21 protein-coding genes are annotated in these 23,418 nt (G+C 73.0%); 7 read left to right on the top strand and 14 right to left on the bottom strand.

The annotated features are described in order from the left end of the window. Positions 1-47: 47 nt before the first annotated feature. On the bottom strand, positions 48-3,410 hold the full coding sequence (locus HQQ85_RS09350) for a DUF5107 domain-containing protein (protein WP_173182242.1): 3,363 nt from the start codon (positions 3,408-3,410) through the stop codon (positions 48-50). Between the two features lie 96 nt (positions 3,411-3,506). Between HQQ85_RS09350 and HQQ85_RS09345 the strand changes: the two genes are divergently transcribed. Both HQQ85_RS09345 and HQQ85_RS09340 read left to right on the top strand, forming a co-directional pair. After that, positions 3,507-4,451 carry a helix-turn-helix domain-containing protein gene (locus HQQ85_RS09345; RefSeq protein ID WP_371741832.1) on the top strand — a complete coding sequence of 315 codons (945 nt, stop codon included), beginning with the start codon at positions 3,507-3,509 and terminating at the stop codon, positions 4,449-4,451. A gap of 85 nt (positions 4,452-4,536) precedes the next feature. After that, a complete protein-coding gene (locus tag HQQ85_RS09340) occupies positions 4,537-5,358 on the top strand; it encodes a helix-turn-helix domain-containing protein (protein WP_173182241.1) in 822 nt (273 codons plus the stop codon). Here the strand turns inward: HQQ85_RS09340 and HQQ85_RS09335 are convergent. The 8 genes from HQQ85_RS09335 to HQQ85_RS09300 all read right to left on the bottom strand — a co-directional run bounded on the left by HQQ85_RS09335 (position 5,355) and on the right by HQQ85_RS09300 (position 13,266). Further along, a complete protein-coding gene (locus tag HQQ85_RS09335; protein WP_173182240.1) occupies positions 5,355-6,197 on the bottom strand; it encodes a helix-turn-helix domain-containing protein in 843 nt (280 codons plus the stop codon). The two genes, HQQ85_RS09340 and HQQ85_RS09335, sit on opposite strands and share 4 nt — an antisense overlap. 100 nt (positions 6,198-6,297) lie before the next feature. Beyond that, positions 6,298-7,149: a pyridoxal kinase PdxY gene (gene pdxY / locus HQQ85_RS09330; protein ID WP_173182239.1), complete on the bottom strand. Its 852-nt coding sequence runs from the start codon at positions 7,147-7,149 to the stop codon at positions 6,298-6,300. A 32-nt stretch (positions 7,150-7,181) separates the two neighbouring features. Beyond that, positions 7,182-7,493 (bottom strand): hypothetical protein, encoded by a 312-nt coding sequence (locus HQQ85_RS09325; RefSeq protein ID WP_173182238.1) that lies wholly within the window; start codon positions 7,491-7,493, stop codon positions 7,182-7,184. Positions 7,494-7,561: 68 nt separating this feature from the next. After that, positions 7,562-8,701 carry a cysteine desulfurase family protein gene (locus HQQ85_RS09320; RefSeq protein ID WP_173182237.1) on the bottom strand — a complete coding sequence of 380 codons (1,140 nt, stop codon included), beginning with the start codon at positions 8,699-8,701 and terminating at the stop codon, positions 7,562-7,564. Continuing rightward, complete coding sequence (gene nadC, locus HQQ85_RS09315) at positions 8,698-9,639, bottom strand: carboxylating nicotinate-nucleotide diphosphorylase (RefSeq protein WP_173182236.1); 942 nt, start codon at positions 9,637-9,639, stop codon at positions 8,698-8,700. Before nadC ends, HQQ85_RS09320 begins: the two co-directional genes overlap by 4 nt. Further along, the gene (gene nadB, locus HQQ85_RS09310) at positions 9,639-11,246 is read right to left on the bottom strand and encodes an L-aspartate oxidase (RefSeq protein ID WP_173182235.1); all 1,608 of its coding nucleotides are present in this window, start codon (positions 11,244-11,246) and stop codon (positions 9,639-9,641) included. Before nadB ends, nadC begins: the two co-directional genes overlap by 1 nt. Continuing rightward, on the bottom strand, positions 11,243-12,547 hold the full coding sequence (gene nadA, locus HQQ85_RS09305; RefSeq protein ID WP_173182234.1) for a quinolinate synthase NadA: 1,305 nt from the start codon (positions 12,545-12,547) through the stop codon (positions 11,243-11,245). The genes nadB and nadA overlap by 4 nt, the downstream gene beginning before the upstream one ends. Beyond that, a complete protein-coding gene (locus HQQ85_RS09300) occupies positions 12,544-13,266 on the bottom strand; it encodes an NUDIX domain-containing protein (protein WP_173182233.1) in 723 nt (240 codons plus the stop codon). Before HQQ85_RS09300 ends, nadA begins: the two co-directional genes overlap by 4 nt. A 158-nt stretch (positions 13,267-13,424) precedes the next feature. Between HQQ85_RS09300 and HQQ85_RS09295 the strand changes: the two genes are divergently transcribed. Further along, positions 13,425-14,315, top strand: a complete 891-nt coding sequence (locus HQQ85_RS09295; RefSeq protein ID WP_173182232.1) for an aldo/keto reductase — start codon at positions 13,425-13,427, stop codon at positions 14,313-14,315. Positions 14,316-14,354: 39 nt separating this feature from the next. On the opposite strand, the gene HQQ85_RS09290 is transcribed toward HQQ85_RS09295, so the two are convergent. After that, positions 14,355-14,648 carry a hypothetical protein gene (locus HQQ85_RS09290; RefSeq protein WP_173182231.1) on the bottom strand — a complete coding sequence of 98 codons (294 nt, stop codon included), beginning with the start codon at positions 14,646-14,648 and terminating at the stop codon, positions 14,355-14,357. 27 nt (positions 14,649-14,675) lie between these two features. Beyond that, positions 14,676-15,452, bottom strand: a complete 777-nt coding sequence (locus HQQ85_RS09285; protein ID WP_173182230.1) for a hypothetical protein — start codon at positions 15,450-15,452, stop codon at positions 14,676-14,678. A 78-nt stretch (positions 15,453-15,530) separates the two neighbouring features. On the opposite strand from HQQ85_RS09285, the gene HQQ85_RS09280 reads away from it, so the two are divergent. Together HQQ85_RS09280 and HQQ85_RS09275 are read left to right on the top strand one after the other, a co-directional pair. Next, the gene (locus HQQ85_RS09280; protein ID WP_173182229.1) at positions 15,531-16,328 is read left to right on the top strand and encodes an HAD-IIA family hydrolase; all 798 of its coding nucleotides are present in this window, start codon (positions 15,531-15,533) and stop codon (positions 16,326-16,328) included. 3 nt (positions 16,329-16,331) lie between these two features. Continuing rightward, a complete protein-coding gene (locus tag HQQ85_RS09275; protein ID WP_173182228.1) occupies positions 16,332-16,970 on the top strand; it encodes a hypothetical protein in 639 nt (212 codons plus the stop codon). Between the two features lie 54 nt (positions 16,971-17,024). Here HQQ85_RS09275 and HQQ85_RS09270 read toward each other — a convergent pair whose 3' ends face one another. From HQQ85_RS09270 to HQQ85_RS09260, 3 genes are all read right to left on the bottom strand, one after another. Beyond that, on the bottom strand, positions 17,025-17,366 hold the full coding sequence (locus HQQ85_RS09270; protein WP_173182227.1) for a hypothetical protein: 342 nt from the start codon (positions 17,364-17,366) through the stop codon (positions 17,025-17,027). A 113-nt stretch (positions 17,367-17,479) separates the two neighbouring features. Further along, a complete protein-coding gene (locus HQQ85_RS09265; RefSeq protein ID WP_173182226.1) occupies positions 17,480-18,859 on the bottom strand; it encodes an NAD-dependent succinate-semialdehyde dehydrogenase in 1,380 nt (459 codons plus the stop codon). Then, positions 18,856-20,412 carry an NAD(P)/FAD-dependent oxidoreductase gene (locus HQQ85_RS09260; RefSeq protein ID WP_173182225.1) on the bottom strand — a complete coding sequence of 519 codons (1,557 nt, stop codon included), beginning with the start codon at positions 20,410-20,412 and terminating at the stop codon, positions 18,856-18,858. The genes HQQ85_RS09265 and HQQ85_RS09260 overlap by 4 nt, the downstream gene beginning before the upstream one ends. Here HQQ85_RS09260 and HQQ85_RS09255 point away from each other — a divergent pair. Further along, positions 20,411-22,120: an amidohydrolase gene (locus tag HQQ85_RS09255; protein ID WP_173182224.1), complete on the top strand. Its 1,710-nt coding sequence runs from the start codon at positions 20,411-20,413 to the stop codon at positions 22,118-22,120. The genes HQQ85_RS09260 and HQQ85_RS09255 overlap by 2 nt on opposite strands. Positions 22,121-22,245: 125 nt before the next feature. Continuing rightward, on the top strand, positions 22,246-23,274 hold the full coding sequence (gene mgrA / locus HQQ85_RS09250; RefSeq protein ID WP_173182223.1) for an L-glyceraldehyde 3-phosphate reductase: 1,029 nt from the start codon (positions 22,246-22,248) through the stop codon (positions 23,272-23,274). The last annotated feature ends 144 nt before the right edge of the window (positions 23,275-23,418 follow it).

Genomic DNA, 23,418 nt, shown 5'->3' with positions numbered 1-23,418 from the left:
GGACGGGCTGCGCCGGTCGCGCGGCCGACGCCCGGGTGCGCCCCGGGTCAGGCCCGGGCGGGCACGGCGGCCGTCGTGCGGCCGCGGTGTGCGAGGTCGCGGAGCCGCGCGACGAGAGCGAGACGGGAGGCCTCGGTGTCGACGTCGAAGAGCAGCAGCTCGGGCAGGGACGTCGCGAAGTAGTCGACGGCGTCCTTCTCGCGCTCGAGCGTCGCGGCGCGCTCCTTGAGCGTCATCCAGACATGCTCGGCCTCGGCGCGCTCCCCGAGGCGCAGGTGGGCGACGCCGACCCAGTAGTCGGCGGGTTCCGCCGGCCGCGGAGCGACCGCCAGCGCCCCCGCGCCGTCACGGGCCCGTCGCCAGGCGGACTCCGCCTGCTCGGTCTCCCCGGCGAGCTCGAGCGCATCACCGAGGAGCACGAAGCGCTCGGCCAGGCTGTCGGCCGGATGACGCCCCTCCCCCAGGTTGGCGGGGACGGCGACGCCCGCGTGCAGGAGTTCGGCGGCCTCGCGCGGCTGCTGCTCGAGCATCCGGCGCGCCACCTCGATCGTGGCGGCGTCGTACACGGCGATCACCCGGCCCTCGCCGCCTTCGAACGGCCGGAAGGTGCGGGACGCGAGGATGTCGAGTGCCTCGTCGGGGCGGCCGGTGGCGACGAGCAGCTCGAGATGGTTCACCGTGAGGTCGTCGCGTCGGAGCACGACGGGGAGGCCGTGGCGCGCGAGCGCCTGCAGCCGCTCCGCGGGACCGACGCCCCGGATGCGCGCCAGCACGTCGCGCTCGAAGACGAGCCGCGGGTCGTCGGGGCTGAGCTCGAGAGCCCGCGCGAGGAGCTCGTCGGCCGCATCGCCGGAGCCGCCCGTGTTGACGGTCGCGATCGCCGCGTTCCGCCAGGCCACCGGGTCGGTGCTGCCGAGTGCGACGGCGTCGCGCAGGGCGGCCAGGGCGTCCTCGGTGCGTCCGGCGTCGAGCAGCCACGACCCGAGCAGGGCCGGCGCGACGGGATCGCCGGCGTCGGCCGCGATGGCGGCGAGGAGGGCGTCGTACTCGTCGAGTCCGAAGGGGAAGGCGAGGGCGGAGTCGGCGGCGCGCGCGGCGCGGCGCTCGGCGGCGGCGCGCTCCGGCTCGCCGAGGGCCTCCCACCAGGTCGCCCGGAGGTAGTGCGCGACGGGAACGGGGTTGCCGAAGGCGTGGCCGCGAGCTGCCCGCGCGCCCCCGTCTGATCCGGCGAGTCCGTCGGTCGCGGCGAGCGCCGTGCGCCACTGCCCGCGGCGGGCCAGGTCGACGCCCACCGTCAGGACGGTCTTCGGGTCGGCGAACCCGGCGACCTCGCCCTGCTCCAGGCCGGACAGCACCGCGGCGACCGCGTCCAGAGGATCGGACGCCCGGCGGGCGGCGAGCGCAGAGGCGGCCTCGGCGTCACGGCCGAGGCCGCGCAGGGCGAGGATCGCCAGGTGCGCCGCATCGGGGTTCGCCCGGTCGTGCGCCTCTGCCGAGCGCGCGTGCCGCAGAGCATCCGCCCCCCGCCCCTCGCGGAGCGCGATGCGGGACAGCGCGAGCTCGGAGGGCAGCGCCCAGGCCGCGTCCCATCCCGCCTTGCCGAGGTGCACGGCGGCGGCTCCGAGCTCACCCTGCCGCTCCAGCACGAGGCCCAGCCGGTAGCTCGCCTCGCCGCTCGCGGGATTGAGGTTGCGGCGGGTGAGGCGCTCGAGGGCGCGCTCGAGGTGCGAGCTCGCGGCCTCGTACTCGCCGCGACGGTAGGCGACGGCGCCGAGGGCGATCGACGCCCGGGAGTCGCCGGGATCGCGCCGCAGCACCTCCTCGAAGTAGGGCACCGCCGACCGCGTCGGGTGCCGGTTCTGCTGCAGGTGCACGCCCGTGAGGTAGAGCTCGTCGACGCCGTCGATCTGCTCGGGCAGCGGCGGCTCGGTGGCCGCCCACGGCTCCGGCCGGTCGTCGGCAGCAGCATCGGTGTCGGCCAGGGCCGACGTGAACGCGATCAGCTCCTCGTCGCCGCTCAGCACCCGCACCGTCAGGGCCCCTCCCTCGCCTGCGGCCGGGTGCACGACGAGGAAAGGCTCCCCGGGCTGCACCGTGATCGTCCACTCGGCGACGACCGCGGGCTCGCTCTGGTCGGCGCCCTCCGCCGCGCGCTCGAGCACCACCCGCGCGTCGACGAGCCGCACCGCACTCGCTACGCCGACCCTCACCTCGGTGCCGCCGGCGTCCAGCCGCACGGCGAGGTCCTTCGTCGCCTGGTGCGCGGGGCCGATCTCCTGGATCGGGAACCAGTACTGGCTGAAGCTCCGCGTCTCCCCGGGAGCGAGGTAGCTGAAGTCGGGCTGGTTGTCGGTGAACACCCCGGCCATCAGCTCGACGTAGGGCCCGTCGGAGTCGGTCAGCTGCGCGTCCCAGGCGTGGCCGATCGGCCCGTCGCCCCAGGTCCACTGCTTCTTGCCCGGCGAGATCGAGCGGTCGGCCCAGTGCACGAAGCCGGCGCGCTCGCGGTGGTCGTAACCGCCGAAGAAGCCCTGCTCGGTGTCGGTGACCATGTACGAGGTCGGCACGGGGATGTTCCCGTAGAAGTCGATCCGGTCCGCATCCGGATGCGCGGCATCCGCCAGCGCCGGGTAGTCGACCCCGTAGTAGGGCCGATCGGCGCGCGGGAAGGCGGTGATCGCGCGCCGGGCGTGATCGGCCACGTAGCGCACGTCGGTGGGGAAGAACGACTGGTAGTCGTCGTGCGACCGGGCGGCGACGTTGGCCCACCAGAGGAAGGTCTGCGGCTCGTCCGTGCGGTTGTGCAGGCGCGCCGCGACCTCGATCGCGGCGCTGTCGCCCCGCAGCCGTACGCCGTGGTCGCCGCGCATCCGCTGCAGGGGGTCGAGGTCGCTGTGCCACACCGTCACGTCGCCCGGACCGGCGCGCTCGATGCTCGTCTCCACCGGGAGGAAGGTGGCCGGGCGGTGATGCTGCGGCCAGTTGAACTCGACGCCGCCCGAGATCCACGGGCCGGCGAGGCCCACGAGGGCAGGCTTGATGACGTTGTTGCGGTAGAAGAAGTCGTAGCCGCGGGTCTTGTCGTAGCCGATGTGGATGCGGCCGCCGATCTCGGGCAGCAGCATCAGCCGCACCCAGCGGTTCTCGAGGTGGATGGCCCGCCACCGCCGCGGGGTCTTCTCGGCGGCGATGCTGTCGACGAAGGGGATCGGGTACACCTTGCCGCTGGACCCCTGGTAGACCCGCCGGTCGAGGAAGAGCGGGTAGCGGTCGGGCTCGCCCGGCTCGTAGCTGTCGATCTCGATCTCGCTCGTCCAGCAGGCGACCCCGCCCTGGTCGATGAGGGCCTGCTGCTCGGGGGGCGCGTCGGGCAGGTCGATCAGACTGAGGGCGGCGTCGGCATTCGTCACAGCGTCGAGGCTAGAGATCGCGGGCGGGTGCGCGCCATAGTGTGCTCCTCGGTGAACCTGGACAAATCGCTGACAGGGTTGTCTAGACTGGCGCCCGTGCTGATTCGAGACGGATTCCCCGGACAGCGTCTGCGGGTGCTGCCGAGGCCCCGGGTCGCCGAGGCGCTGTCGACGCCGATCACCGGGCGGATGCTCGTGACCGACGCCGGCCACTTCCCCCACGCCGCGGCGCACGGCCGCGATCGGCCTCGTGGCGCGGAGGAGGTGGTGGTCATCCTGTGCACCGGCGGAGCCGGCCACCTCGAGGTGCGCGGCGAGGAGCACCCGATGGCACCGGGTGAGGTCGCCGTCATCCCGCGGGGCGAGCCCCACCGCTACTGCGCCGATCCCCGCGACCCATGGACGATCTGGTGGATGCACGTGACCGGCGCCGACGCCGACGACCTCGTCACCGCCATCACGCAGCCCTCGAACGACTTCTCACCGGTGATGCAGGTGCACGATCCCTATGCCGCGAAGGCGGCCCTGGAGCACGCACTGGTCTCCCTCGAGCGGGACGAGACGCTGGCGAGCCTGTTCGCCGCGTCCGGCGCCGCCTGGGGACTGCTCGCCCAGCTCGCGGCCGACCGGGCGCGAGGCGCGAAGGAGACCGGCGACCCGATCCTCGCGGCGCAGGACTACCTGCGGGAGCATCTCGAGACCACGACGAGCGTCGCGGAGCTCGCGACCATCGCGGGGCTCAGCGTCTCGCACTTCTCGGCCCGGTTCCGGCTGGCCTCCGGGATGGGGGTCGTGGAGTACCACAAGCGCCTCCGCAGCGCCCGGGCCCGCGAGCTGCTGATCACCACCGAGGCCACGGTGGCCGACATCGCCCGCGCGGTGGGCTACGAGGACCCGTTCTACTTCTCCCGGCAGTTCCGTGCGATCAACGGCACCAGCCCGAGCAGCTACCGGCTGTCCTTCCGCGACCGCTCACAGCCGCAGGACACGGGGGACGCGGCCGTCGACCAAGAGCCTCACGGGCCCGCGCAGCCCGGTTGACGCAGGGCGTGCGGGCGAGCATCCTAAACTGGAGGCCCGGCTCCAGATCGCGGGGTCGAGCCGTCCGAATGAAGGGGTCGCGCGATTGTCAGCGGAACTTCTCGCGCTGGGAGAGTTCCTCCGCGCACGTCGCAACGTCACCCAGCCCGAGGACGCCGGGCTCGTCCGGGAACCGCGACGGCGGGTTCCCGGACTCCGCCGCGACGAGGTCGCGCGTCTCGCCGGCATCAGCGAGCAGTACTACCTGCGGCTGGAGCAGGGGCGGAACATCCGGCCCTCCGACCAGGTGCTCAACACGCTGGCCCGCGCGCTGCGACTGGACGCGGATGCCCGGCAGTACATGTTCCGGGTCGCCAGCGGTGACCTGCCGAACCCCGAGCCCCCCGCCGCCGAGTCCGCCGACCGCATCGCGCACGTGCTGAGGCAGTGGACCCACACCCCCGCCTACGTCTCCGACAGCAACCGCGACATCGTCGCCTCCAACCCGCTGGCGACCAACTTCGGCCACGGCGGCCTCGCGACCGGGTCGAACGTCGTGGTCGACCTGTTCAACGAGCGGATGAAGCGGACCCTCGTCGAGTGGGAGCCGATGGTCAGGTCCTCCGTCGCCGGGCTGCGCCGGGACGCGAATCCGTTCTCGCCGCGCCTGACCGAGCTGGTCGAGCAGCTCTCCGCCGCCGACGAGGACTTCGTGCGGCTCTGGGCGCGGTACGACGTCTCGGGCCCGGAGGACGCGCACATCCACATGGTCGTCGAGAACGTGGGGACGATGGAGATCGACGTGCAGAACTTCGCGGTGCGCAGCATGCCCGGCTATCTCCTGACCGTGCTCTCGGCACCGCCGCAGAGTCTCACGGCGGCGGTCTTCGCCAGCATGGCGGCCGCTCTCGACCCGGCGGTGCGCTAGAGGGCCGGCCAGCCCCGGAGCGGCCCGCGGACCCCGCGCCCGGTGAGGGCGTTCACCCGGAGGAACGCGAGCACCTCGAAGGCGCGCGTGCCCCTCGCCACCGGCCAGACCGTCATGAAGAACCCGCCCGGCACCTCCAGCACCTGCCACGGGAACTCGACCAGCTCGCCGTCGCCGACCACGAGGAGGATCGTCCCCTGGGACATCGGCCGCGCATCGTGCTGGGCCCACAGCCGCCGGAACGCCGCGCTGGTCGTCGACAGCTCGCCCACGACCTCCTGGAACCGCGGATTGCCGGGGTCGCCGTGGAACCTCAACGCCGCCACCGCCCGGCGGGCGATGTCGTGGATGCGCTCCTCGTCGACCTTCGCGAACGCCGCCAGGGCGAGATTGCCGTCGAACAGCTCGACGCTCGGGATCAGGACGTCGGCCATCTCGTTGATCGCGACGACGTCGAGATTGCTGTCCTCGACGAACGCCGGCACGTCCGACCAGGTGTTCAGCAGCGACAGCACCGCCTCGCTCACCGGCGTCGGCTCCCGGCGCTGCGGCGTCGGCGAGAAGCCCGGCCGGGCGATCCGGTAGAAGTAGCTCCGCTCGAGGGGATCGAGGCACAGCGCCTCGGCCAGGCTGTTCAGCACCTGGTGGGACACCTGATGGTTCTGGCCCTGCTCGAGGCGGATGTAATAGTCGCGGCTGATGCCGGCGAGGCTCGCCAACTCCTCCCGCCGCAGGCCGGGCACCCGCCGGCCGTCGTCGACGAGCCCGAACGACGCCGGATCCAGCTGCGATCGGCGGGCACGCAGGTACTGCGCGAGAACCGAGGACCGGGCAGTCATGACGGGATCACTCCGATCGGAGAGGGGACCCGCTCACGGTATCTCGGCGGCCGGCGCCGGATCAGAGCCCCAGGAGGGACACCTTCCCGGTCTGCTGCCCTCAGCGCACCTGTTCTGCCGTGAACTGCAGACGCGGATGCGCGTACGACTCCTGCGCCTCGATCAGCTGCAGCTCGCGCCGCCCCGAGCGGTGGGTGGCCTCGATCAGGTCGAAGACGCTCGACACCGTGCGCTCGAGCGCCGTCGCGGCCGATCCGGTCTCGCGGTAGTGGGCGGTGAAGAGGGCCGCCGTGACGTCACCCGAGCCGTTGGCCTTGAACGGGAGCAGGGGAGTCTGCACGATCCAGGCGCCGGCATCGTCGACCACGAGCATCTCGATCGTGTCGGGGGCACGGTCGGGGCGCTCCACGCTCGTGACGAGCACCGTCGAGGGCCCCATCGCGCGGGCGAGGTCGGCCGACGCCAGGGTCGACTCGAGCGAGCCGGGCTCGGTGCCGGTGAGGTAGCCGAGCTCGAACTGGTTCGGGGTGATGATGTCGGCCACGGGCACGACCCGGTCGCGCAGCAGCTCGGGAATCTCGGGGGCCACGAAGCAGCCCGACTTGGCGTTGCCCATCACGGGGTCGCAGGCGTAGACCGCCGACGGGTTCGCGGCCTTCACGCGCTGCACCGCGTCGACGATGACGTCGCCGATGCCGACGCCGCCCTGGTAGCCCGAGAGCACCACGTCGATCTCGGGCAGCACGCCGCGCTCCTCGATGCCCAGGATGACGTCGTGCACGTCCTCGGGTGAGATCAGCGGCCCGCGCCAGGCGCCGTACCCGGTGTGGTTGGAGAAGTTCACCGTGTACACGGGCAGCACCTCCACCCCGATGCGCTGCAGGGGGAACACGGCCGCGGAGTTGCCGACGTGCCCGTAGGCCACGGCCGACTGAATCGAGAGGATCTTCACCCCTCCATCCTCCGCCCTCCCCGCCCCTCCCGTCACCCCCGACGGTTCCTGTCGCCCAGCCGCTTGTCGAGGGTCTCGCGCAGGAGGACGGTGCGAGCATCCGGCCGCTTGCGCGGTTCGTCGAGCAGGCGGGCGATCGGCGAGACACCGAGCAGCACGAGGCCGAGCGTCAGCGTGATCTGGCCGAGCAGGTCGACCACCGCGAGTGCGAAGAACGGCGGCAGCCCGTCGGGCGACGTGATCAGATTGCCGAGCTCTGTGCCGAACAGCCGCAGGGCGATGCCGATCAGCGTGAGCACGAGGCCCGTGACGAACATTCCGCGGGCGCTGAGACGTGGTGGCATGACAGCTCCTTCTCCCCGGCACCGACCCTAGTCGCGGGGAGCGGCGTAGACGCGGAGGAACGCGGGCGTCAGCGGAGGGTCGCCAGCGAGGCGAGGGTCGCCTCGAGGGCCGTGGCCGCCGCCGCGAGGTCGGCCGCGGTGGTGGCCGGGGTGAAGGTGAAGCGCACGGCGGTCTGGGCGACGGCCGAGTCGAGGCCGAGGGCGAGCAGCACGGGCGAGGGGTCGTCGCCGCCGGCTGCGCAGGCCGAGCCGCTCGAGACGATCACGCCGCGCTCCTCGAGGCCGAGCAGCACGGCCTCGCCGCTCGTGCCCGGGAAGCAGAACGACGCCACCGAGGGCAGGCGGGCATCCGGATGCCCGGTCAGCACCGCCCCGTCGACCCGCCGCAGCACCTCGGCGATGAAGTCGTCGCGCAGGGCAGTGGTGTGCAGCGCGGCCGACGCCCGGGCCGGCTCGGCGAGCGTGATCGCCCGGGCGAGGCCGACAGCGAAGGCCACGTTCTCGGTGCCGGAGCGGCGGCCGCGCTCCTGTCCGCCGCCGTGCAGCACGGGCTCGAGCGGGTGACGTCCGCGCACCGCCACCGCGCCGATGCCCTTGGGCGCGCCGAGCTTGTGGCCCGAGATGCTCACGGCGTCGGCGCCGAGCACGTCGAGGCGGAGGTCGAGCCAGCCTGCTGCCTGCACCGCATCCGTGTGGAACGGCACACCGCGCTCGTGGGCGACCGCGGCCAGCTCGGCCACCGGCTGCACCGTGCCGATCTCGTTGTTCGCGAGCATCACGGTGGCGAGCGTGGTGTCGGGCCGCAGGGCGTCGGCGAACGCAGCGGGGTCGACGAGGCCGGTGCCGTCGACGGGCACGACCGTGACATCGAAGCCGTGCAGGCGGCGCAGGTGGTCGACCGATTCGACGACCGCCGGATGCTCGACCGCACTCAGCACGACGTGCCGACCCCGAGGGCCGCCGAGCGCCAGCCCCTTCACCGCGAGGTTGGCGCCCTCGGTGCCGCCCGAGGTGAAGACGACCTCCGCCGGACGGCAGCCGAACCACTCGGCGACCGTCCGCCGCGCTTCGGCGAGAGCGCGCGCGGCGGCATCGCCCAGCGCGTGGTGGCTGGAAGGGTTGCCGAACTCGCCCGTCAGGTGGGGCCACATGGCCTCGAGCACCTCGCGGCGCACGGGCGTGGTGGCGGCGGCGTCGAGGTGGATCACGGCCGCGCCGCGGGTGGGGCGGGCGGGGAGGAAGTGGCCTCGGCAGCGAAGGCGGGGGCGGCCGCCGGGCCCCCGGGGCGCGCATCCGGCAACCCGATGTCGAGGCCGAGGTCGAGGGCCCGCACCGAGTGCGTGAGGGCACCGACCGAGATGAGGTCGACGCCGGTGCGGGCGATCGCGCCGACGGTGCCGAGGGTCACCCCGCCGCTCGCGTCGACGAGGGCGCGGCCCCCGACGAGGGCGACCCCCGCGCGCAGCTCGTCGAGCGTGAAGTTGTCGAGCAGGATCGTGTCGACCCCGCCCGCGAGCACCGGCTCGATCTGGTCGAGCCGGTCGACCTCGACCTCGAGGTGCGTGGTGTGCGAGATCTGCGCCCGCACCGCCCGGATCGCCGCAGTCACGTCACCCCCGTGCTGCTGCGCCAGCACGGCGAGGTGGTTGTCCTTCGCGAGCACCGCGTCCGACAGCGAGAAGCGGTGGTTGTGCCCGCCGCCCGCCCGCACCGCCGCGCGCTCGAGGGCTCGCAGGCCCGGCGTGGTCTTGCGCGTGTCGACGATCCGCGCACCGGTGCCCGCGACCGCGGCGACGTAGCGGGAGGTCTCGGTGGCGATGGCGCTCATCCGCTGAACGAGGTTGAGCGCGACCCGCTCCGCCCGCAGGATGCCGCGGGCCGGCCCCTCGACCGTCGCCAGCACGGTGCCCGTCTCGAAGCGCTCCCCGTCGCCGACGAGCAGGGCCGAGCGGATGCGCGGGTCGACCAGTCGCATCGTCGCCTCCCACACGGCGCCTCCGCTGAACACCCCGGGCTCCCGGGCCTCGAGGCGCGCCGACGCCCATGCCTCCTCGGGAATGAGCAGCTCGGAGGTGAGGTCACCCCAGGGCGCGTCCTCGGCGAGAGCGCGGGTGACGACGTCGTCGATGATCTGGGTGGTGAGCATCAGGCGCTGACCTCTTCTCTGCTTCGGGTTCGGGCGACGGCGTCGGTCGACGTGCCGGGTCGGGCTGCGAGATCGGGCGAGGTCAGCGGGAAGTCGGCTCGCGCGTGGGCCCCGCGGGACTCCTCGCGGGCGAGCGCCGCCCCCACCACCACTCGGGCGAGCTGCAGCAGATTGGCGGTCTCGAGCCGCTCGACGTCGGCGGTGCCGGACGTGTCGATGCCCCACGAGTCGAGCGTGCGCTGGGCCTCGAGCAGGCCGTCCGCCGTTCGGAGGAGGCCCGCGTTCCGCCACATCAGGGTCTGGAGCTCGGCGCGGGTGGGTTCGTGGGAGCCCGTGGTGGGGCGAGCATCCGGCACGATCGACCGACCGGGAGTGCTCATGCCGTTCGGGGCATGCAGCTCCGCGCGGAGGGCGTCTGCCGCCCGATGGGCGAACACCAGACCCTCGAGCAGGGAGTTCGAGGCGAGGCGGTTCGCGCCGTGGACCCCGGTGCACGCGACCTCGCCGACGGCGAAGAGACCGGGAAGGGAGGTGCGCCCGTCGAGGTCGGTGGCGACGCCGCCCATCCAGTAGTGGGCGGCGGGTGCGACGGGCACGGGCTCGCGGGTCCAGTCGTAGCCGGCCGCGCGGCAGGCCGCGGTGACCGTCGGGAACCGCGCCTCGAGGTCGTCGACGCCGGTCGCGTCGAGCAGCACCGGGGCGCCCGTCGCGAGCATCTCGGTGGCGATGGCCCGGGCCACGACGTCCCGCGGGGCGAGCTCGGCGAGCGGATGCGCGCCCAGCAGGAACCGCTCGCCGGCGGCATTCCGCAGCACCGCACCGTCGCCCCGCACGGCCTCCGACACGAGCGGCGAGCCGGGCACCGCGAGCGCCGTGGGGTGGAACTGCACGAACTCGGCATCCGCGAGCACGGCTCCGGCCCGAAGCGCGGCCGCCGCCCCGTCGCCGGTCGCGACCGCCGGGTTCGTCGTGAACGGGTACAGCTGCCCGGCACCCCCGCTCGCGAGCACGACGGCATCGGCCCGCAGCTCCTCGATCCGGCCCGCGCGGAGCACACGCACCGCCGTCACCCGGCCGCCCTCGGAGCCGGCTTCGGTGAGGAGATCGAGGAGCATGGTGCGCTCCCGCAGCTCGGCCGTCGACTCACGAACGGCGGCCACCAGGGCCGTCTCGATCGCCGAACCGGTCGCGTCGCCGCCCGCGTGCAGGATGCGCCGCCGGGAGTGAGCGCCTTCGAGCCCGGCGTCGAAGGCACCGTCGGCATGACCGCCGGACCGGTCGAAGGCGACGCCCCACTCGATCAGGTCGCGGATGCGCGCCGGCCCCTCCGCGCAGAGCACCCGCACCGCCTCGGGGTCGCACAGCCCGGCGCCGGCCGCGAGGGTGTCGGCGACGTGCGAGGAGACCGAGTCCCCAGGCATCACCGCCGCCGCGATCCCGCCCTGGGCGTACCGCGTGCTGCCGTCGTCGACGGCAGCCTTCGTGACGACCACGACGTCGGCGACGTTCACGAGCCCGAGCGCCGCGACGAGCCCGGCGATGCCGCTGCCCACCACGATCACCCGCGGCCGGCGGGAGCGCTGCGCCGAAGGGGAGGCCGTCGTCATGGCCGGGCCGCGAGCATCCGCTCGAGGGCGACCCGCGCCGGCTCGGCCACCGACGCCGGCACCGAGATCTGGTTCAGCACGACCCCGTCGACGAGCGACTCGAGCACCCACGCGAGGTAGCCCGGGTGGATGCGGTACATCGTCGAGCACGGGCAGATCACGTCGTCGAGGCAGAAGATCGTGTGCTGCGGGTACTGGTTCGCCAGCCGCTGCACGAGGTTGATCTCGGTGCCGATGGCGAAGGTCGAGCCGGCGGGGGCGGCGGCGATGGCCTTGACGATGTAGTCGGTCGATCCGGCGCCGTCGGCCGCGTCGACCACCGGCATCGGGCACTCGGGATGCACGATCACCTGCACGTCGGGGTGCGTCGCCCGCGCGCGCTCGATCTGGGCGACGGTGAAGCGCTTGTGCACCGAGCAGAACCCGTTCCAGAGGATGACCCGCGCGTCCATCAGCGCGGACGCGGTCGAACCGCCGAGGGGCTTCCGCGGGTTCCACAGCGGCATCCGCTCGACGGGCACGCCCATCGCCTTGGCGGTGTTGCGCCCGAGGTGCTGGTCGGGGAAGAAGAGCACGCGCTGCCCCCGCTCGAACGCCCACTCCAGCACGGTCGCCGCGTTCGACGAGGTGCAGACGATGCCGCCGTTCCGCCCGCAGAAGCCCTTCAGATCGGCCGACGAGTTCATGTAGGTGACCGGGATGATCGGCACGCGACCCGATGCGTCGGGCTCGGTTCCGTACACGGAGGCCAGCTGCGACCACGCCTCCTCGACCGAGTCGATGTCGGCCATGTCGGCCATCGAGCAGCCCGCGGCCAGGTTCGGCAGGATGACCGCCTGCGACGGCTGCGCCAGGATGTCGGCGGTCTCGGCCATGAAGTGCACGCCGCAGAAGACGATGGCGCGGGCATCCGGCCTCGTCTTCGCGGCGTTCGCCAGCTGGAACGAGTCGCCCACGAAGTCGGCGTACTGCACCACCTCGTCGCGCTGGTAGAAGTGGCCGAGCACGACGACGCTGTCGCCGAGCGTCTCTTTGGCACGACGGATGCGCGTGTCGAGCTCGCTCTTCGAGGCCGTCGTGTACTCCTCGGGGAGCACACCCTGCCGGGGCGCCTCGGCAGGGAGCGGGTCGGCCATCGAGGCGCCGGGGCCGTAGGAGGGGGTCTGCAGGTCGAAGACCCAGGGGCCCTCGGCGAGCTCGGGGGCGCAGACGGTGCCGGAGCGGTCGGCGGCCGGGGGCGCCGCCGTTCCCGCCGCGATCAGCTGGATCTCGTCGTCGACGGACAGGAGGCGTGCGGTCATGGTCGCGGCTTTCTCGGGAGGCGGTCGAGCGGCCCGCGGTCGACGGGCGCGACCGAGGTGTTGTAGCGGTAGAGGCGCGGCGGCCGGTAGCTCGTGCCGAGCACCCGTTTGCCGGTGGGCACGACCGAGTTCGACGACTCGATCTGCCGGCGGAAGTTCGCCGGGTCGAGCGAGCGCCCGAGCACCGCCTCGTGCACCTCGCGCAGCTCGGCGAGGGTGAAGGTGTCGCCGAGGAAGGCGTGCGCGATACGGCTGTACTCGACCTTGTTGCGCAGGCGCCAGAGGGCGTACTCGATGATGACGTCGTGGTCGAAGGCGAGGTCGGGCAGGTCGTCGACCGAGAACCAGCTCACGTTCTCGGGGTTGGCGCCGGCGCTCGTGGCGACCTCGTCGGAGCTCACCAGCGCCCAGTACACGATCGAGACCACGCGGTCCTTCGCACCCTCGGGCGAGCGGTCGAGGGTGCCGAAGGCGTAGAGCTGCTCGAGGTAGCCAGGCTCCAGCGCGGTGGTGGCGCCGAGGGTGCGGGCCGCGGCGTCCTCGAGGTCCTCGTCGATCATCAGCGGGCCGCCCGGCAGTGCCCAATCACCCTCGTAGGGCGGGCGGATGCGCCGCACCAGAGGCAGCCACAGCCCCGCCGGGGCGTCGGGCTGGTCGGGCCTTAGCGCGAAGATGACCGTCGACACGGCCAGCTCGATGGCTCCCGGATGCTCGCCCATTTCGTCTCTCCGCCCTGCGACCTCGACCGGCCGCCCTAAAGGTAGCCCCGACTATAACCCTTAAGGTCACCGCAACCCAAACCCGAGTCTCGCCGGGGCGGCTGAGGGGTGGTCGCAGGGCCTCCCTCGGCGGCGGGCGTCGGCGTAGCGTCGGCGGCATGAGCATTCCGAACTTCACCCTGAACAACGGCGTCGAGATCCCCGCGATCGGGCTCGGCGTCTACCAGAGCGCGCCCGAGGAGACGGCCGCGGCCGTCGAGACCGCGCTGCGCACCGGGTACCGGCACATCGACACCGCGGCGGCGTACCGCAACGAGCGCGAGGTGGGCGAGGGCATCCGTCGTTCAGGGGTCGATCGCGACGAGGTCTTCATCGAGACGAAGGTCTGGGTGAGCGACTTCGGCTACGACGAGACGCTGCACGCGTTCGAGAAGGCGACCGGCAAGCTGGGCTTCGACACGCTCGACCTGCTCATCCTGCACCAGCCCGCGCCGGGTCGGTTCGCTCGCACGGTCGGGGCCTACAAGGCCCTCGAGACGCTGCTCGGCGACGGGCGCGTGCGCTCGATCGGCGTCAGCAACTTCACGCCGGCGCACCTCGACCGGCTGCTCGCCGAGACCGCGGTGGTGCCCGCGGTGAACCAGGTCGAGCTGCACCCGTACTTCGCCCAGTCCGCCCTGCAAGAAGCGGATGCCCGGCTGGGCGTCCTGACCCAGGCCTGGTCCCCGATCGGCGGCATCACCTTCTATCCCGGGTGGGGTGAGCAGCGCGTCAGCGTGATGGAGGACGAGACGATCGCCGCGATCGCCGCCGCCCACGGGAAGAGCCCGGCGCAGGTGATGCTGCGGTGGCACGTGCAGGAGGGCCGCTCGGCGATCCCGAAGTCGACCAACCCCGCCCGGATCGCGTCGAACTTCGACGTCTTCGACTTCGAGCTGAGTGCCGACGAGCTCGCGCGCATCGACGCGCTCGACACGGGCCGACGCAGCGGGCCCGACCCCGACGTGGAGCGGCCCGAGATGTTCGACCTGCCGATCACGGAGGCCTGAGCCGGCGTCACCGCGCCGGCGGCGACGCCGACGTGCGCGTCAGTGCGCCGGGAGGTCCCAGGACTCGGCGAACTCCGCGGGGGTGGTGGTCTCGAGCTGGAGCAGGATGCGGTCGTGCAGATCGGCCAGCTCACTGACGTCGTTCGCCGCGACGCGACGCAGTTCGACGCCGTCGCTCCTGATGCTCAGCTCCGACACGGCGGGCGCCATCCCGCTGCCGTCGAGCAGCCCGGCGACGATCGTGCCACCCCACCGCGCCGCTCGCCGCAGCGGCCCGCCGTCTCGATCGACCATCACGACGTCGTACACCTCAGCAGCCGCGCGCTCGTCCATGCCCCCAGCCTGCCAGATGGACAGGGGTCAGCCGCAGCCCTCGGGCTTCAGACACGTTCCGATCGGGAACGGCAGGGGTTCCCTCGTCCACGCCGGCGGAGTGGGTGGGGCGAGCGGGGCCGACGGGTCGAGCGGGCCGGTGTAGTCGGACGAGCCGCTGGACGAGGAAGAGGCAGCGGCAGCCGCCTCGGCCGCGAGGCGCGCCTGCTCCTCGAGGTAGGCGGCCTGGGAGGTCTGCGCCGCGCGGGCCTGCTGCACGAGCTCGAGCAGGAGCCGCGGGGTGTCGGCGGTGGGGGCCGCCGTCTGCACGGGCTGGATCGCCGTGAAGACCGCGTCGCGGAGGGGCTGCTCGGCCTGGGCCGCGTCGACGTTCACGATCTGGCCGGCAGTGGTGACGACGCCGTCGCGCACCGCGCCGACCGCCGCGAGCAGTTCGGCCGTGTGGGCCGCGAGCAGCGCCTCGTCGACCGGAGGGGTGGCCTGCGAGGCGGCCGGGCCGCCGGCCATCGACAGCTGGACGACCTGGATGTCGGCGTCGAGTCGGTCGGCGGCCGCGAGCAGGGCGGTGCGCGCGTCTCCGGGGGCGAAGCCGTCCGTGCCGGCCACGAGGTCGCGGGCCGCCTGCACGAGCTGCGGCGCCTCGGGGTCGAGGGGCACCACCTGCTCGATGGGCCGCGGGGAGGGGGAGGACGACGGGGAGGAGACCGGGGCGGCGACGGGAGCGGCGGCCGCGCATCCGCTCACCCCACCGAGCAGCGCGACCGACAGCAGGGCGACCGCGACGGCGGAGGGGAGGCGAGGCACAGCTCATGGTAGGCCCGACCGGGCCCGATGCTCAGGCGGGCCCGCTAGCCTGGGCGTGACGACGAAGGAAGGACGAGCATGCCCCGCCGCGACGAGATCGAATGCTGGCTCACCGACATGGACGGCGTGCTCGTGCACGAGAACCACCCCATCCCCGGTGCCGCCGAGCTGCTGCAGCAGTGGCGCGACCAGGGCAAGCCCTACCTGGTGCTCACGAACAACTCCATCTTCACGCCGCGCGACCTGAGCGCACGGCTGCGCTCGAGCGGCCTCGAGGTGCCCGAGGAGTTCATCTGGACGAGCGCGCTCGCCACCGCCACCTTCCTCGCCGACCAGATGCCGGGCGGCAGCGCCTTCGTCATCGGCGAGGCCGGCATCACCACGGCCCTGCACGAGGCCGGCTTCATCATGACCGAGACCGCGCCCGACTACGTGGTCGTGGGCGAGACCCGCAACTACTCCTTCGAGGCGATCACGAAGGCCATCCGCCTGATCGGCAACGGCTCGCGCTTCATCGTCACGAACCCCGACGCCACCGGCCCGAGCACCGAGGGTCCGCTCCCCGCCACCGGCGCGATCGCCGCCCTGATCACCAAGGCCACCGGCAAGGAGCCGTACATCGTCGGCAAGCCGAACCCGATGATGTTCCGCTCGGCGATGAACCGCATCGGCGCGCACTCCGAGAACACGGGCATGATCGGCGACCGCATGGACACCGACGTGGTCGCCGGCATCGAGGCCGGCCTGCACACCATCCTCGTGATGACCGGCATCAGCGACGAGCGCGAGATCGCGAAGTACCCGTTCCGCCCCGACGAGGTGCTCGACTCGGTCGCCGACCTGCTCGTCACCGAGCCCTTCGAGACCGAGCTCTAGGCGGTGGCGGCCCGACTCCCTCAGCTCCTGGGCACGGCGCTCGTCGCCGGTGCGCTGCTGGCGTCGATGAGCGGATGCGCGCCCGGCGGTGACGTCGTCTTCACCAAGACCCCCAGTCCGACGGCGGTGCCGAGCGTCGCGGCGCCCACTGCGCCGCCCGAGCCGGCGCCGACGGTGGCCGCTCCCGAGGCGCCGGCGGTGCCGTCCGGGCTTGCCCTCGTCGTGGTGCTGCCGGGGGACGGGAATGCCGGCGCCGAGCAGGCCGACGCCGTGCGCCAGGCCGTCACCGGGCTCGCGACCGCCAACGCGGCATCCGTCACCCTTCTCGACCTCGCGGTCTCGGCGAACGCCGGCACCCTCTACGAGCGGGCGCTCGACTCCGACCCCGACGTCGTGGTGACGGTCGGGCCGACCGGCCTCGACGCGCTGCAGCAGGTGGCGGCGGCCCAGCCCGGGCGGCAGTTCCTCGTGGTGGGCGCGCAGCCCCTCGCGCCGGCGCCGAACATCACCGCGGTCGTCTGGCCGGGCTCCGACGCCGAGCCCGTCGCCCCCGACCTCGGGGCGCGGGTCGCGGCGGCGGTCACGGCCGGCACCTCGGAGATCGCGGCCGAGCGCACGGGCCTCGTCATCGCCCTGCCCTAGGCGCCCAGCCCTAGGCGGCCGGAACCGGCTCCGAGCGGGCGAGCGGCAGGAGCCTCAGCTCAGGTGGAGGGCGTCGATGTCGAGGGGGACGGCCTGGTCGTCACCCACGGGGATCGGTGCGGCCACGACGACGCGGCCGCCCGCGGCGAGCTCGCCGATCTGCGCGTGCAGCCGCTGCACCAGCGCGTCGTCGACGATCTCGTCGTACGGGCTCTCCTCGGTGTCGGCCACCATCTGGCTCGCCGGGCCGAGCAGGAGCGTCGACCGCCCGATCGCCCCGTCGTCGAGCCGGGTCGGGATCTCGACGGTCTCCGCCGTCTGCGCCTGGGCGAGGGCCCGGGCGAGGTCGAGCAGCGCCTCGGCGATGGCGGTGCCCGTCAGGACGGAATCGCCCACGTAGTGAATTCTGTCCATACCCCAACCATGGGCCCGGAAACGCGATCCCGCAGGGACTGTCCTACGGACGTCGAGTGTGCATGGGGCCGACAGTCCAGCCGCGCGGCCGATCGCTACGCGATGCGGATGAGCTTCTTGTTCACGAACTCCTCCACCGCGAAGCGCCCCATCTCACGGCCCGAACCCGAGCGCTTGACGCCGCCGAAGGGCAGCTCCGCCGCGTCGCCCAGAACGAGGTTCACCCACACCATACCGGCGTCGATGCGGTCGGCGACGCGCAGCGCCTGCTCCTCGTCGGTGGTGTAGACGTAGGAGCCGAGGCCGAACGGGGTGTCGTTCGCGAGCGCGATCGCCTCCTCCTCCGACGAGACGCGGTAGAGCGCGGCGACGGGGCCGAAGAACTCCTCGCGGTACGCGTCCATCGTCGGGGTCACGTCGGCGAGCACGGCGGGCGGGAAGAAGTTGCCGCTGCGCTCGCCCTTGGCCAGCACGGTGGCTCCCTGCGAGATCGCCCGGCCGAGCTGCTCCTCGAGGCGGTCGGCCGCGGCGGTCGAGGAGAGCGGGCCGAGCAGGGTGCCGTCGGCGAACGGATCGGCGGGCTGGGCATCCGTGAACACCGAGGTGAACTTCGCCGCGAACTCCTCGTAGAGATCGTCGATCACGATGAAGCGCTTGGCGGCGTTGCAGGACTGGCCGTTGTTGTCCAGACGCGCGTTCGCCGCGTCCTGCACGGCGGCGTCGAGGTCGGCGGTCGAGAGCAGGATGAACGGGTCGGAACCGCCGAGCTCGAGCACGACCTTCTTGAGGTTCTGGCCCGCGAGCTGGGCCACCGCGGCGCCCGCCCGCTCGGAGCCGGTGACCGAGACGCCCTGCACCCGCGGGTCGGCGATCACGGTCGCGATCTGCTCGTTCGTGGCGTAGATGTTCACGTAGACACTGTCGTGCGCGCCCAGCTCGGCCTCGGCGTCATCGAAGATCTGCGCGATGGCGGCGGCCGACTCGGGGCACTGCGGCGCGTGCTTCAGCAGGATGGTGTTGCCCGCCACGATGTTCGGGCCGGCGAACCGCGCCACCTGGTAGTACGGGAAGTTCCACGGCATGATGCCGAGCAGCACCCCGAGGCCCGCGCGGCGGATGAAGGCCTGCCCCGTGCCGTCGCTCAGCTCGATCTTCTCGTCGGCCAGGAACTCCTCGGCGTGGTCGGCGTAGTACTGGTAGATCGCCGCGGCGAACTCCACCTCGCCCACGGCCTGGTCGAGCGGCTTGCCCATCTCGCGCACGATGATCTCGGCCAGCGCGTCCTTGCGCTCCTCGTGCAGCGCGGCGACCCGGGCGATCAGGGCGGCCCGGTCGGCGACGGATGCGCGGCGTGACCAGTCCTCGAACGCCGACGACGCGGCGCCGACGGCCTCCTGCAGCTCGGCATCGGTGATGGTCGGGTACTCGCGGAGGGTCTCCCCGGTGGCCGGGTTGACGACGGCGTACTGGCTCATGCTGATGCTCCTTCGGTGACGGTGGTGGTGTCGGTGCTCGAGGTGTCGGTGCTCGAGGTGGCGGTGCTCGAGGTGGCGCTGGTCGCGGAGGCCGCGGCGATCTCGTCCAGGATCTCCCGGGCGAGCCGCCGCCCCACGCGGATCGCGCCGTCGACGTGCTGGTACCCCTCGGCCGCGAGGTCGCTCGACCCGAACCGGATCGGCCCCACGGGATCGAGCTGCAGCGCCCCGTAGCGGGTCAGCCCGCCGAGGTCGAAGCTCGCGGCGTAGGCCCCCTGCGTCCACTCCTCGGCGGCCCAGTCGCTCTCGTAGTACACGACCGGTTCGAGCGCCTTCGGGCCGTAGTACGCGGCGAGGGAGTCGAGGATCGCGCGGCGGCGGTCGACGGCCGAGAGCTGCAGCAGCGCATCCGCCTTCTGATCGCTGACGAAGCCCACCAGGGTGCCCCGCGTCTCGCCGTGGTTGGAGTTGTCGTAGGCCTCGTGCACCAGCTGGTACGGGCTGAAGGCGGTGCCCGAGAGGCCGTCCTCGCGCCAGAACGGGGTCTCGTAGGAGGCGTGCACCTTGATCACGAGGCCGAGCGACTGGTGCTGCTGCAGCTGCTGGCGCAGGCGCGGCAGCGGCGGCACGTAGTCGATGCGGTCGTAGAGGTTCGGCGGTACGGCGACGATCACGTGGCGGGCGGCGACGGTCAGCGCATCCGTCGACACGGTGACACCGCCGTCGGCCCACTCGACGGTGCGCACCGGATGCCCGAGCCGCACGTCGTCGCCGAGACCCTCCGCGAGGCGCAGCGGCACCTGCTGCAGCCCGCCGACGACCCGCTTGTCGAGGATGAAGTCGGCGTCGACCAGGTGGCTGAAGCTTCCCGCGGAGGCCGCCATCAGGAGCGCCTGCAGCAGGGAGAAGGAGTGCGCCGGCTTCGTGAGCATGGCGTCGGCGATGAACAGGGCGATGTTCTCGACGGCCTCGGAGTCGTCGCTCTCGGCCTCGAGCCACGCGCGGAAGGTGATGCGGTCGAACTCGGCGGCGCGCGGGTGCTCCCAGGGGGCGGCCGGGTCGGTCTGGGCGACGAGCTCGTCGAGCAGGGCGATCAGGCGCTCGAGCTCGGCCTGCGTCGCGTCGGAGGCGGGGAAGATGTCGCCCGTGAACCGCGCCGCGACGCCGCCGGGGCCGATGTAGACGCTCTCGCCGTCGCGGTAGCGCTCGTAGGTGGGCAGGCCGAGCGTCTCGAGGGTGTCGATCAGCGCGGTCTGGTCGGGCGAGACCCACTGGCCGCCGAGCTCGTACATCTGGCCGTCGATCTCGTCGGTGTGCAGGCGCCCGCCGACGCGGTCGCGGGCCTCGAGCACGACGACCGACAGGCCCGCCCTCTTCAGCTCGGTGGCGGCGGTGAGGCCGGTGGCGCCCGCCCCCACGACGACGACGTCTCGGTTCAGGTGCAGCATCACAACTCTTTCCGCAGTGTTTATGGTGTCAGAATGACGAATCAGTAACCATGGTGTCACTGGACCGTGGAAAACGATAGTCGGCGGGGGCGAAAGGCGGATCATGAGCGCTGAGGTGCTGTTCGAGAACGGGTCGGTCTTCACCGCGGGGATGCAGCGCAGCCGGCCGGGCTCGGTGCTCGTGCGCGACGGGGTGATCGTGGCGGTCGGCGAGGCCGGGGAGGTGCGGTCGCGGGCCGGGGGCGGCGGCCGGGCCGTGACGCGGGTCGACGTGGGCGGGGGGCTGGTGGTGCCCGGGTTCCAGGATGCGCACGTGCATCCGCTGCCCGCGGGGATCGAGATGCTGCAGTGCGACCTGTCGGAGGCGGTGTCGGCGGCGCACGCGCTGGAACTCGTCGGGGCCTATGCGGCGGCGCACCCGGTGCCGGCGAGCCGCGGCTCGTCGGGCGGCGGTGCGGACGGCGGCTCGGCGGGCGGCGGCTCGTCGGATGCGGCCGCGTGGATCCTCGGCGGCGGCTGGACGATGGACCACTTCGCCGGCGGTGCTCCGACCCGCGAGGCGCTCGACGCCGTCACCGGCGGCAGGCCCGCCGTGCTGCTCAGCCGCGACCACCACAGCGCCTGGGTGAACTCGGCGGCGCTCGCCCGGGCGGGCATCACCGCCTCGACCCCCGACCCGGCCGACGGACGGCTCGAGCGCGCGGCCGACGGAACTCCCTCGGGCACGCTGCACGAGGGCGCGATGACCCTGCTCGACGGCGTGAAGCCGGTTCCGGATGCGGCGCTCGCGCGGGCCGGCCTGCTCGCCGCCCAGACGCACCTGCTCTCGTTCGGCATCACCGGCTGGCAGGACGCGCTCGTGGGCGAGGGGCTCGGCTTCATCGACGCCTTCCCCGTCTACCGCTCGGCCCTGGAGGCGGGCGAGCTGCGCGCCCGGGTGACCGCCGCGCTCTGGTGGGAGCGGTCGGAGGACGCCTCCCAGATCGACCGCCTGGCCGCGCGCCGCGACGAGGCGGAGGCGCTCGGGCAGCCCTCCCTGTTCCTCGCCGACACCGTGAAGATGATGCTCGACGGCATCGTCGAGAACCAGACGGCGTCGATCCACGGGCACTACGGGGTGCACCCGCCGTCCTCGGGCATCGACTTCATCGACCCGGCGGCGCTCGGCGGGTACGTCGCGGCGCTCGACGCGCGGGGGCTGTCGGTGCACTTCCACGCGCTGGGCGATCGCGCGGTGACCCAGGCTCTGGATGCGCTGCAGGGGCTGGGCGCCAGCGGGGGCCGCGCATCCGCTCGCCGTCACCAGCTGGCGCACCTGCAGCTCGTCGACCCGGCCGACATCGACCGCTTCGCGGCGGTCGGGGCGATCGCGAACCTGCAGGCGTTCTGGGCGCGCACCGACGAGCAGCTGCGGGACCTGTGCCTGCCGATCCTGCCGGCGGACGCGCTGTCGCGCACCTATCCGTTCGGGCGGCTGGCGCGGGCGGGGGCGGCGCTCGCGTTCGGCAGCGACTGGCCGGTGTCGACGGCCGACCCGCTGGCGGCCATCCACGTGGCGGTGAACCGCACCGGATTCGATGCGGCACCCGAGCCGCTCGGCGGCACGGTGGACGCCCTCGACCTCGCGACCGCCCTCACCGGCTACACGGCCGGCAGCGCGCACGCGAACGGCCGCGGCACCACCACGGGCCGTCTCGCGCCCGGCTACCTCGCCGACCTCGCGATCGTCGACCGCGACCTCTTCGACCTACCCCCGGATGCCCTCGCCGACGCCCGGGTCACGGCCACCTACCTCGCGGGCGCCCCCGCCTGACGCTGAGTCGCGGCAAACTGCTGCCCCCAACGCCGAGTCGCGGCAAACTGCTCCCCCCCGACGCTAAGTCGCGGCAAAACGCGACACTTCGGCGCGACTCAGCCGAGCGGGGGCAGGATGGGGGGATGAGCTACGTCGCTGACGCTGACCGGTACGAGTCCTTTCCCTATCGCCGCGTGGGGCGGAGCGGGCTGAAGCTGCCCGCGGTGTCGCTGGGGCTGTGGCAGAACTTCGGCGACGACAAGCCGATCGAGACGCAGCGGGCGATCCTGCAGCGGGCGTTCGACACCGGGGTCACGCACTTCGACCTCGCGAACAACTACGGCCCGCCCTACGGCAGCGCCGAGACGAACTTCGGGCGGATCTTCGCCGAGGACTTCGCCGCGCACCGCGACGAGATCGTGCTGTCGACGAAGGCCGGCTACGACATGTGGCCCGGCCCGTACGGCGACCACGGCTCGCGCAAGTACCTGCTCGCCTCGCTCGACCAGTCGCTCGCGCGGATGGGCGTGGACTACGTCGACGTGTTCTACTCCCACCGCGCCGACCCCGAGACCCCGCTCGAGGAGACGATGGGCGCGCTGCACACGGCGGTGCAGTCGGGGCGCGCGCTGTACGCGGGCATCTCGAGCTACTCGCCCGAGCGCACGCGGGAGGCGGCGCGCATCCTGAGCGATCTCGGCACGCCGCTGCTGATCCACCAGCCCTCGTACTCGATGTTCAACCGCTGGATCGAGGACGGCCTGCTCGACACGCTCGGCGAGCTCGGCGTGGGCTGCATCGCGTTCTCGCCGCTCGCGCAGGGGCTGCTCACCGACCGCTACCTGAACGGCGTGCCCGACGATTCGCGGGCGGCCCGCGAGGGCTCGATGTCGACGCGGATGCTCGGAGAGGACACTCTGGCCCGCGTGCGCGGCCTGAACGAGATCGCGTCGGGGCGCGGGCAGACGCTGGCGCAGCTGGCGCTGTCGTGGGCGCTGCGGGACGAGCGGGTGACGAGCGTGCTGATCGGGGCGTCGTCGGTGGGGCAGCTCGACGACAACCTCGCGGCGGTGCAGAACCTCGCGTTCTCGGCGGAGGAGCTGGCAGCGATCGACGAGTTCGCGGGGGATCGGGACATCGACCTGTGGGCGGCGTCGTCGCGGGTGGAGTAGCGCGGGTGGAGTAGCGCGGGTCGGCGGCGCGGTTGCCGCCGCAGGGCGTGCTGGGGTCGGCGGGCCGCGGGCGTGCTGGGCTCGGCGGGTCGCAGGCGCGGTGGGCACGGCGGGCCGCGGGCGTGCTGGGCTCGACGGGCCGCG

It is taken from the genome of Herbiconiux sp. VKM Ac-2851, from assembly GCF_013205105.1.
Lineage (GTDB): Bacteria > Actinomycetota > Actinomycetes > Actinomycetales > Microbacteriaceae > Herbiconiux > Herbiconiux flava.
The sequence above is the reverse complement of the archived record's forward strand: the minus strand, read 5'-3'. Positions and strand labels throughout refer to the sequence as shown.

Bases quoted from the DNA above. Each gene is read 5' to 3' on its own strand.
- HQQ85_RS09280 (WP_173182229.1), top strand. From the start codon at position 15,531: ATGCCCCGCCGCGACGAGATCGAATGCTGGCTCACCGACATGGACGGC.
- HQQ85_RS09290 (WP_173182231.1), bottom strand. From the start codon at position 14,648: ATGGACGAGCGCGCGGCTGCTGAGGTGTACGACGTCGTGATGGTCGAT.
- HQQ85_RS09265 (WP_173182226.1), bottom strand. From the start codon at position 18,859: ATGAGCCAGTACGCCGTCGTCAACCCGGCCACCGGGGAGACCCTCCGC.
- HQQ85_RS09295 (WP_173182232.1), top strand. From the start codon at position 13,425: ATGAGCATTCCGAACTTCACCCTGAACAACGGCGTCGAGATCCCCGCG.
- mgrA (WP_173182223.1), top strand. From the start codon at position 22,246: ATGAGCTACGTCGCTGACGCTGACCGGTACGAGTCCTTTCCCTATCGC.
- HQQ85_RS09260 (WP_173182225.1), bottom strand. From the start codon at position 20,412: ATGATCCGCCTTTCGCCCCCGCCGACTATCGTTTTCCACGGTCCAGTG.
- nadB (WP_173182235.1), bottom strand. From the start codon at position 11,246: ATGACGACGGCCTCCCCTTCGGCGCAGCGCTCCCGCCGGCCGCGGGTG.
- nadC (WP_173182236.1), bottom strand. From the start codon at position 9,639: ATGCTCACCACCCAGATCATCGACGACGTCGTCACCCGCGCTCTCGCC.
- HQQ85_RS09325 (WP_173182238.1), bottom strand. From the start codon at position 7,493: ATGCCACCACGTCTCAGCGCCCGCGGAATGTTCGTCACGGGCCTCGTG.
- nadA (WP_173182234.1), bottom strand. From the start codon at position 12,547: ATGACCGCACGCCTCCTGTCCGTCGACGACGAGATCCAGCTGATCGCG.
- HQQ85_RS09255 (WP_173182224.1), top strand. From the start codon at position 20,411: ATGAGCGCTGAGGTGCTGTTCGAGAACGGGTCGGTCTTCACCGCGGGG.
- HQQ85_RS09335 (WP_173182240.1), bottom strand. From the start codon at position 6,197: ATGACTGCCCGGTCCTCGGTTCTCGCGCAGTACCTGCGTGCCCGCCGA.
- HQQ85_RS09300 (WP_173182233.1), bottom strand. From the start codon at position 13,266: ATGGGCGAGCATCCGGGAGCCATCGAGCTGGCCGTGTCGACGGTCATC.